Genomic DNA, 9,949 nt, shown 5'->3' with positions numbered 1-9,949 from the left:
TGATCCCAAGGTCCACATACCAAGCCATGCGTGTATCAATCCAGTACTGGTGCCACTCTTCATCACTTCCTGGAACAACAAAGAACTCCATCTCCATCTGCTCAAATTCGCGAGTACGGAAAATAAAGTTTCCAGGTGTAATTTCATTACGGAAGGATTTACCGATTTGACCAATACCAAATGGAGGCTTCTTACGAGAAGTGGTCATTACCTGATCAAAGTTAATAAAAATTCCTTGCGCAGTTTCTGGTCTTAAATAAGCAAGACCTGATTCATCTTCTACTGGTCCAAGAAAAGTCTTGAGCAATCCGCTGAACTGCTTAGGTGTTGTGAACTGTCCCTTGTTTCCACAAGCAGGACAATTAACCTCAGTTAATGATTCTGGCTTCTTCTTATGCTTTGCTTCATAGGCTTCTTCAAGGTGATCGGCCCGATAGCGCTTATTACAAGCGGTGCACTCAGTCAGTGGATCGCTAAATGTTGCAACGTGGCCTGATGCTTCCCATACCTCTTTTGCCAAGATCACACACGAGTCAAGACCAACAACATCTTCACGGCCCATAACCATGGATTTCCACCACTGGCGCTTTACGTTGTTCTTAAGTTCAACACCCAATGGACCGTAATCCCATGATGCGCGAAGTCCGCCATAAATTTCAGATGATGGGTATACAAACCCACGACGCTTTGCTAGTCCTACAATATTTTCTAAACGGTCCGTTGCCACAATATTCTCCATCCGGCTGGCTGTCGGCGAAAAGCAACATGTGTTACTTCCGTTCGATTATTTTACTCCGTGTACGGCTTTTCATATGCACCGGGCTCGTCAATTGCCTGTGCCAAGATCGGAATTGCATTCATTTTCACATCGTTATTACTCAAAGCTCTACGATATGAGCCCACATTTTCCCAATGAGTAACCAGCGACCACAGCGTTAGATCATCAAGGTTTTGTCCAAACTCGCCGCTGACATATCCCTTGCAGATAGAAAACGTCTCAAGGGCCGTGTTCAGTTGTGCCTCAAATTGAGCGGCATCTGCCAGTGGAACTGAAAATCGAGCTATAGCAAGCATAGGTTGAGCCTAACGGGCGAGCAATGACAATGAAAATCATTTTCATTGTGTGGTACCTTTCCAGCATGAATACCGCCATAGTACTTGCCGCACTTACAGCCGTTGCCACAACAACGGGTGGATTTATCGCCATAAAGGTTCGCGATCGACTCCACCTTGTCCTTGGATTATCGGCTGGATTGTTGTTGGGCTTAGTCGCCTTTGACCTCTTGCCTGAAGTATTTGAAATGAATACATCTACCTTCGGCAACGTCCCCGTTGTTTCAATCGCATTAGTTATCGGCTTTTTAACTCTTCACTTTGCAGAGCAGCTATTTGGTTCTCATGAACCAGCCCATAGCGATTACGGCCACGACCACGAGCACTCATTAAACATCGCAGGCACACTAGGTGCTGCTGCAATGGCAGGCCATGTTTTTCTAGATGGACTTGCACTTGGCCTTGCTTTCAAAATTAGCGATGCATTGGGATATGCCGTATTTATCGCGATCTTGGCACACGCCTTTAGTGATGGCCTCAACACCGTTTCATTGCTAATCAAGAGCGGTCATTGGACCAAAACATCAATTTTGTTGTTAGGTGCAGATGCAGTGATGCGCATTAGCGGCGCGGCACTTGGAAGTTACATCGCATTTTCAGATCAATCAATGGCTTTGTATTTGGCTGCGTTTTCAGGTTTTGTTATTTACCTTGCAACATCACACATCTTGCCAGAAGCACACTCTCGTCATCCATCCCGCTTAACAATGCTTGCAACTATTGCAGGTGTTCTTACGATGTGGCTAATAGTTGGAAACATCGGTGAGTAGATCTAATCCTCGTGTTTTAAGTACTTTAGAACGTGCTGGCGGTTTTGCTAGCGCGCAAGAGGTGTATAAATTGATGCAGCGTGAAGGCGAAAAGATAGGTCTAACTACTGTTTATCGTTCTTTGCAAAGTTTAGTTGATGACAAGATTGTTGATGTTTTGCGCCGCGATGATGGTGAAGCTATCTATCGTCTATGCGGAGAAGCTCATCACCACCACTTAGTGTGTAAGAGTTGTGGCCAAACAGTTGAAATTGAAGGTGGCGCTATTGAAAAATGGGCCAAGACAATGGCTGCAGATCATGGTTTTAGAGATGTGGGACATACAGCAGAGATCTTTGGTCTCTGCGCAAAGTGTTAAGCCTTGCCAAACCTTCTATCTCTAGCTGAATACTCCTCAATCGCTTTCCATAAAGTCTTGCGTGTTACATCTGGCCACAACACATCCAGGAAAACAAACTCGGCATAAACACTGTGCCAGGGCAAGAAGTTGCTGGTGCGCTGCTCACCAGATGAGCGTAAGAATAGGTCCACATCACTCATAGTTGGAGAATCTAAGTATTTTGCAAATACCTTGTCGGTAATCGCATCAGCCTTTACTTTTCCACGTTTCACATCACGAGCAAGCTCTGCAGCGGCATCCACAATCTCTGCCCGCCCGCCATAATTAACACACATATTTAAAGTTAACTTCTTGTTCTTCTTTGTTAACTCTTCAGCCTCTTCTAACTCATTGATAACGCTGCTCCACAGGCGCTTGGGCCGCCCTACCCACCGGATTCGAACACCCATCTCATTCATTTGATCGCGGCGTCTGCGAATAACATCTCGGTTAAAGCCCATCAAGAACTTGACCTCTTCAGGTGAGCGTCGCCAGTTCTCCGTTGAAAATGCATACGCGCTGATTTCTTTAACACCAAATTCGATTGCACCTTCAACAACATCAAATAACGCTGCTTCTCCTGCTTCATGTCCTGCTGTGCGAGGCAGTCCACGCTTTTGTGCCCAACGTCCATTGCCATCCATAACAATCGCAACGTGATGAGGAATCTTTATTGTCATACCCGCTCCACCATTGGCAAAGAACGCAGGCCGCGCTCAAGGTGCCATTGTAAGTAAGCTGCGATTAAACCACTAGCCTCCCGGCGAAATTTTCCTTCACTTGCAATTGCTACATCCCAATCACCTGAAAGCAATGCGCCCATGAGATCTAAAGTTTCTGGCGCAGGGGTTGCACACGCAGATGGCCGACAATCCGCACACACAGATCCGCCACCTACTAATGAAAAGTGTCGATGTGGTCCAGGTGCTTCACATTTTGAACAAATAGTCATTGATGGTGCATAGCCTGCAACAGCTAATGAGCGTAATAAAAATGCATCAAGAATCAATAGCGGTTCATATCTATTCTCTGCTAACGCTTTCATGCCACCTACAACTAATTGAAACTCTTGAAGTGCTGGTTCACTTTCTTGGCTTGTAAATCGCTCAGCTGCTTCTAGAATCGCTGCAGCCACAGTCCAGCGTTGATAATCCTGCGTTAGCGCTTCACCATAATTCATTAACGCTTCAACTTGAGTGACCGTGTCAAAGGTTTTGCCGGTATAGAGCTGGATATCAACATGGCTTCCTGGTTCAAGACGAGCACCAAACTTAGATTTTGTGCGACGAACCCCTTTTGCCACACCACGAATACGTCCATGATCTCGGGTGAGCATGGTGATGATGCGGTCTGCTTCACCGAGTTTTTGAGTGCGCAAAACAATTGCCTCATCCCGGTACAAACTCATACGGGTAAAGGTAGTGCGTGGATTAGCGAATTGCGCGATTTATCGCAGACACGACCGCTTTTAATGAAGCAGTTGTGGTGTTGGGATCGATTCCGACGCCCCAAAAGACATTGCCATCGATTGCACATTCAAGATAGGCAGCAGCAGAGGCATCGCCACCTGCAGATAGTGCATGCTCGAAGTAATCAAGAACTTGGACATCTACTCCGTATGCCTGCAAAATATTACAGAAGGCAGCAATCGGACCATTTCCTTGTCCCTTGAGTTCGTGGAGTTCCCCACGATCTGTGAGTGAAACTGTTAGATAAACATCTTCGCCAAGTACTGAATTTTGTGACAAGCCCTTAAGACGGAATTGTCCCCAAGGCGCGCCATCTGTTGGCAAGTACTCATCTTCAAATATGTTCCATAAATCTTCAGCACTTACCTCACCACCTTCAGCATCAGTTTTGGCTTGAACATTTTTCGAGAATTCAATTTGTAAACGTCGAGGCAAATCAAGGTGATGCTCATTCTTCATCAAGTAAGCAACACCGCCCTTACCTGATTGTGAATTCACGCGAATCACTGCTTCATATGAGCGACCAATATCTAGTGGATCAATAGGCAGATAAGGAATAGCCCATGTGTGATCACGTACCTCTTTACCAGCAGCCTTTGCATCAACTGCCATGTGATCAAAGCCCTTTTTAATTGCATCTTGGTGTGAACCAGAAAATGCGGTAAACACAAGGTCGCCGCCGTAAGGATGACGCTCAGGGACACGTAATTGATTGGAGTATTCAACGGTGCGACGAACTTGATCAATATTTGAGAAATCAATATGCGGATCAATGCCATGTGTAACAAGGTTGATACCAAGGGTTACAAGACACACATTTCCGGTGCGCTCACCATTTCCAAACAATGTTCCTTCAATGCGATCAGCGCCGGCTAGATAACCAAGCTCTGCCGCTGCAACACCTGTGCCACGGTCATTGTGAGGGTGAAGTGAAACAATCACGCTGTCGCGGTTATTGAGGTTGCGGCACATCCACTCAATTGAATCTGCATAGACATTGGGTGTTGCCATTTCAACAGTTGCTGGAAGATTCATGATTGTCTTCCACTGTGGGGTTGGCTTCCACACATCATTGACGGCGTTACACACCTCAACGGCAAACTCAAGTTCAGTGCCTGTATATGACTCAGGTGAGTATTCAAATGAGACCTTAGTTTCAGGAACAGTTGGTACTAGATCTAAACAAATCTTGGCAGCATCGGTAGCAATCTTTTTGATGCCCTCTTTATCTAGCCCAAATACAACTCGGCGCTGCAAAGTCGATGTTGAGTTATATAAGTGAACAATTGCCTGCTTTGAACCCTTGATTGATTCAAAGGTACGAACAATTAAGGACTCTCTTGCTTGAGTTAATACCTGAATGATTACATCATCAGGGATCAAGTTTTCATCGATAATCTTTCGAACAAAATCAAAATCGGTCTGGCTCGCACTTGGAAATCCAACTTCGATTTCCTTGTAGCCCATGGCAACTAGCAGCTTGAACATCGCTAACTTGCGCGGTGTGTCCATGGGATCAATCAACGCTTGATTGCCATCTCGAAGATCAACTGAACACCACTGAGGTGCTTTGGTAATTTTCTTGTTAGGCCAGGTGCGATCTGCAAGATCTACAGGATGAAATGATTCGTAGCGATGGACAGGCATCTTGGATGGAACTTGTTTAGGAAAATTCATTGAGTGCTCCTTACTGATTGGCGGGTTTTGTCATGGGTGAACCGGTACGACAAACCCCGCGGCGAGGGGACCGGTTATTTGGCCCCGCCACGGCAGCGAAGGAGGAGGCTGCGGTTGATCATGAGTAAAGGGTAACGCGAGTATTAAAGGACTGGCAAATAACGATCGAGTTCAAAAGCACTGACCTGACGGCTGTAATCGAGCCATTCTGCGCGCTTATTGCGCAGTACATACTCAAATACATGCTCTCCCAAGGTTTCGCGCACTAACTCGCTTTTTTCCATCTCCATGATTGCTTCATTCAGATTCGATGGCAAAGCAACTGGGTTCTTTGAATCACTTAAAACATACTTTTCTTCAATACCCTTAAGACCAGCTGCCAACATCACTGCATAAGCTAGGTATGGATTACAGGCCGTATCTGGTGAGCGGAATTCAATTCGTGTTGAGTTTTCCTTCTTTGGCTTATACATAGGAATACGTACTAGCGCCCCGCGATCGCTCTGACCCCAATTAGCAAAAGCCGGTGCTTCGCCCCCGCCATGTAAGCGCTTGTAAGAATTTACCCACTGATTTGTAATCGCAGTAATTTCTGGTGCGTGCTTAATCAAACCTGCAATAAATGAACGTCCTATAGGAGATAAATTAAATTCTGCTGTTGAATCATAGAAAGCGTTGTCTTCACCTTTAAACAACGAAACGTGTGTGTGCATGCCGCTACCCGGGTGATCTGTAAATGGCTTAGGAATAAATGAGGCATGGAACCCTTGATCCATTGCAACCTCTTTAATGACATGGCGGAAAGTCATGATGTTATCGGCAGTTGTTAAAGCATCTGCATCTCGCAAGTCAATTTCTTGTTGTCCTGGACCACCTTCGTGGTGTGAAAACTCAACACTTATTCCCATGGCTTCAAGCAATGTAATTGCTTGGCGACGGAAGTCATGCCCGACTGCAGCTGGTGTGTGATCAAAGTACCCACCCTGATCAACAGGCACTGGCGCAACACCAACTTCTGGAGGATTCTTGAATAAGAAAAATTCAATTTCGGGATGTGTGTAACAGGAGTAGCCCATTCTGGCTGCTTTATCTAATGTTCGACGTAAAACATTGCGTGGATCAGATGGTGAAGCAGATCCATCTGGCATTGCAATGTCGCAGAACATGCGTGCAGCTCCTGGAGATTCTGTGCGCCATGGCAGAATAGAAAAAGTTGCAGGATCTGGTTTTGCCAACATGTCAGACTCAGTTATACGCGCAAAACCTTCAATAGCAGAACCATCAAAGCCAATACCTTCATCAAATGCGTTTTCAAGTTCAGCTGGTGCAATTGCAACAGATTTCAAAAATCCCAATACATCGGTAAACCACAAGCGTACAAAACGAATATTGCGCTCTTCCAGGGTGCGAAGAACGAACTCTTGCTGCTTATTGAGATCTGTAGACATAAGCGGCATTCTTACAAATGCAGGTTACGGCTGTGTTAACTACCCCTAGATTTCAAAGAAATCAGCGTGATCCAGCAGGGTTCTTGGAGCTAAATCTTTCGTAATAACCGCGTTGGCACTAATTCGAGATCCTTCGCCTATGGTGACATTTCCAAGCACGCGCGCTCCAGCGCCAATAATTACATCATTTTCAATGGTTGGATGGCGGTTACCCTTTTCAATGCCACGAGCACCAAGTGTTACATCGTGATACATCATCACATCATCACCAATAATTGATGTTGCACCAATAACTACGCCCATACCGTGATCGATAAAAAAGCGGCGTCCAATTTTTGCTGCTGGATGAATTTCAATTCCTGTTGTTGAGCGCACTAAATTGGAATGGATTCGCGCAACTAACTTAAAACGGTGATTCCACAAGAAGTGTGAAATTCGATGTCCCCAAATCGCATGCACACCTGGATATGCCAAAGCGACCTCTAAGCGATTACGCGCAGCCGGATCATGGCTCAGTGCGTTATCGAGGTCCTCAATGATGCGATTTAGGATTGGCATTAATTATTCACCCAAGTCTTCGTACAACACTGTTGATAGATAACGCTCACCATTTGAAGCACAGATAACAACGATGTTCTTACCTGCAAACTCTGGACGCTTTGCAACTTGCGATGCTGCCCACAATGTGGCACCTGATGAAATACCGGCAAGGAAGCCTTCTTCTGCTCCTGCACGGCGTGCATACTTCATCGCATCGGCTGCAGTTGCATCCAAAATCTCATCATAAACAGTGCGATCTAAAACATTAGGAATGAAGTTAGCGCCAATTCCCTGAATTGGGTGAGGCCCTGGCTCTCCACCATTTAAAATTGGTGATGCAGCTGGTTCAACACCAAACACCTTGATTGCTGGGTTCTTTTCCTTTAAGAATTGACCTGCACCAGTAAGTGTTCCGCCAGTACCAATACCTGAAATAAATGCATCAACCTTGCCATCTAGATCGCGCCAGATTTCTGGACCAGTTGTTGTGCGGTGAATAAATGGACCCGCTTCGTTTTCAAACTGACGAACCAATACAGCACCAGATTCTGCAAGCTTTTCTGCAGCAGCAACTGCGCCCTTCATACCTTCAGCAGCAGGAGTTAACACAAGCTCTGCACCGTAGGCACGAATGAGCTTGCGACGCTCTTTTGACACTGACTCTGGCATTGTCAGGATTGCCTTATATCCACGAGCTGCAGCAACCATTGCAACGGCAATTCCTGTGTTTCCAGATGTTGCCTCAACAATTGTTCCACCAGGCTTTAGCTCACCACTTGCTTCGACAGCATCAATCATTGCAACAGCAAGGCGATCCTTCACAGAAGAAGTTGGGTTATAAAACTCGAGCTTGGCATAAACATTTCCTGCAGCACCATCGGTGATCTTGTTGATACGCAGTAATGGTGTGTTTCCAAAAATTTCTGTGATGTTGTTATAAGTCTTCATAATTCTCCCTGTAGTTGTCGGTTTAATAGAAATGAAATGGGCTGCGAAAAAGCAAAGGTATTAGCAGCTACAAGATGTAGACAGGCAGAAATCAACAACACGGTTTCGTGTAAATAACCAGTTGATGATCATAAGCATGTGCAAATTCTACCGAATTGAATTATTTAAGCGAGTTGCCAATCATTTGCAACTAGCGTTCATTCCAGCGTGAGGTCATAGGCAAACGACGATCTTTTCCAAAAGCACGGCCCGACACCTTGGTGCCAGGTGGATATTGGCGACGCTTGAATTCAGCCTTATCAACCAGAGAAATAACTCGGCGCACTAGCTCTGGATCAAAGCCATCTGCCAAAAGTGCTTCATATCCATGATCTTCATCAACATAGGCGCGTAGCACCTGGTCTAGTAATGGATAGTCCGGCAATGAATCTGAATCCTTTTGATCTGGTCGCAATTCGGCGCTGGGCTCTTTAGTAATGGAGCGCTCAGGAATTGGTGGTGTTTCCCCGCGCTCTAACGCCACTGCATTTCGATATCTGGCCAGCGCCCACACATCTGTTTTGTAAATATCTTTAATGGGAGCAAAGCCACCGACTGCGTCGCCATAAAGGGTTGAGTACCCAACGGCTAACTCGCTCTTATTGCCTGTTGCTAGAACAAGGTGGCCCTCTTGGTTTGAAATACCCATCAGCGTTGTGCCACGAACACGCGCTTGCAGATTCTCTTCAGCCAAACCCTTTAAAACCACATTGGCCATATAGGCATCAACCATTGGTGCAATCGGAGTGACCCTGAGGTGAATACCTGTGGCATCTGCTAAAGCTTGGGCATCTTCAACAGAATGGCCGGAAGAGTACTTACTTGGCATCGCAACGCCATTAACCCGCTTTGCACCAAGTGCATCAATTGCAATTGCAGCAACGAGTGCAGAATCAATTCCACCAGATAGTCCAAGTACTACAGATTTAAATCCATTCTTGCCCACATAATCACGCAGCCCCATTACAAGGCCCTGCCACATCTCTGCCTCATCTGTAAGAGGAGTGGCAATTGTTGAATTGGCTGGGACCGAATGTGAAGTTGGTTCTTCGGAAATCACAACATCTGGCTTTGAGCTACCTTCACTGCATTCAATATCAATAACAATGAGTTGATCATCAAACTGGGCTGTGCGGGCAAGTACTTGGCCATCTTTGCCAACAACAATGCTGTCGCCATCAAAGACCAAATCATCTTGGCCACCTGTCATGTTGACGTAGGCAACTGGTGCTCCAATTTCCTTCGCCCGCTTTTGGACAAGCCCCAAACGCACATCATCCTTATTGCGTTCAAATGGAGATCCGTTAGGAACTACTAAAAGACCTGGGGTGCGCGCTTTGATTGATTCAAGTGAGTGCCAAATGTCTTCACAGATCGCAACTGCCACATCAACACCATGGATGCGAACAACCAGAGTTTGATCCCCTGCTACAAAGTTTCTAAACTCATCAAAGACGCCGTAGTTAGGCAGATGGCGCTTTACATATCTAGCCTTAATTTTTCCTTCATGGATTACTGCAACGGCATTCTTTGGGCCTTGGTCTAAGTAACCGACGACAGCAACGA

At 45.9% G+C, this 9,949-nt stretch carries 11 protein-coding genes; 2 read left to right on the top strand and 9 right to left on the bottom strand.

Going from position 1 to position 9,949, the window contains the following annotated elements:
• Both AC9UEY_RS02900 and AC9UEY_RS02895 read right to left on the bottom strand, forming a co-directional pair.
• Positions 1-727 (bottom strand): glycine--tRNA ligase (locus AC9UEY_RS02900; protein ID WP_509537515.1); only part of this gene is annotated, 727 nt, incomplete at its 3' end.
• 62 nt (positions 728-789) lie between these two features.
• Positions 790-1,074: an antibiotic biosynthesis monooxygenase family protein gene (locus AC9UEY_RS02895; protein ID WP_509537512.1), complete on the bottom strand. Its 285-nt coding sequence runs from the start codon at positions 1,072-1,074 to the stop codon at positions 790-792.
• 65 nt (positions 1,075-1,139) lie between these two features.
• On the opposite strand from AC9UEY_RS02895, the gene AC9UEY_RS02890 reads away from it, so the two are divergent.
• Together AC9UEY_RS02890 and AC9UEY_RS02885 are read left to right on the top strand one after the other, a co-directional pair.
• Complete coding sequence (locus AC9UEY_RS02890; protein ID WP_509537509.1) at positions 1,140-1,883, top strand: ZIP family metal transporter; 744 nt, start codon at positions 1,140-1,142, stop codon at positions 1,881-1,883.
• Positions 1,876-2,241, top strand: a complete 366-nt coding sequence (locus tag AC9UEY_RS02885) for a Fur family transcriptional regulator (RefSeq protein ID WP_509537507.1) — start codon at positions 1,876-1,878, stop codon at positions 2,239-2,241. The genes AC9UEY_RS02890 and AC9UEY_RS02885 overlap by 8 nt, the downstream gene beginning before the upstream one ends.
• On the opposite strand, the gene AC9UEY_RS02880 is transcribed toward AC9UEY_RS02885, so the two are convergent.
• From AC9UEY_RS02880 to AC9UEY_RS02850, 7 genes are all read right to left on the bottom strand, one after another.
• Positions 2,238-2,942: an isoprenyl transferase gene (locus AC9UEY_RS02880; RefSeq protein ID WP_509537504.1), complete on the bottom strand. Its 705-nt coding sequence runs from the start codon at positions 2,940-2,942 to the stop codon at positions 2,238-2,240. The genes AC9UEY_RS02885 and AC9UEY_RS02880 overlap by 4 nt on opposite strands.
• Positions 2,939-3,670, bottom strand: a complete 732-nt coding sequence (recO, locus tag AC9UEY_RS02875; RefSeq protein ID WP_509537501.1) for a DNA repair protein RecO — start codon at positions 3,668-3,670, stop codon at positions 2,939-2,941. Before recO ends, AC9UEY_RS02880 begins: the two co-directional genes overlap by 4 nt.
• 22 nt (positions 3,671-3,692) lie before the next feature.
• A complete protein-coding gene (leuA, locus tag AC9UEY_RS02870; RefSeq protein WP_509537498.1) occupies positions 3,693-5,408 on the bottom strand; it encodes a 2-isopropylmalate synthase in 1,716 nt (571 codons plus the stop codon).
• Positions 5,409-5,551: 143 nt separating this feature from the next.
• Positions 5,552-6,856, bottom strand: a complete 1,305-nt coding sequence (locus AC9UEY_RS02865; RefSeq protein ID WP_509537495.1) for a glutamine synthetase family protein — start codon at positions 6,854-6,856, stop codon at positions 5,552-5,554.
• Between the two features lie 45 nt (positions 6,857-6,901).
• Positions 6,902-7,414 (bottom strand): serine O-acetyltransferase, encoded by a 513-nt coding sequence (cysE, locus tag AC9UEY_RS02860; RefSeq protein WP_509537492.1) that lies wholly within the window; start codon positions 7,412-7,414, stop codon positions 6,902-6,904.
• 3 nt (positions 7,415-7,417) lie between these two features.
• Positions 7,418-8,344 (bottom strand): cysteine synthase A, encoded by a 927-nt coding sequence (cysK, locus tag AC9UEY_RS02855; protein WP_509537489.1) that lies wholly within the window; start codon positions 8,342-8,344, stop codon positions 7,418-7,420.
• A 190-nt stretch (positions 8,345-8,534) separates the two neighbouring features.
• Positions 8,535-9,949, bottom strand: a 1,415-nt coding sequence (locus tag AC9UEY_RS02850) for an NAD+ synthase (protein ID WP_509537486.1), incomplete at its 5' end; no start/stop codon positions are given.

The sequence above is a fragment of the Candidatus Planktophila sp. genome (assembly GCF_040402275.1).
Lineage (GTDB): Bacteria > Actinomycetota > Actinomycetes > Nanopelagicales > Nanopelagicaceae > Planktophila.
This window is presented reverse-complemented; position numbering and strand designations above follow the sequence as displayed.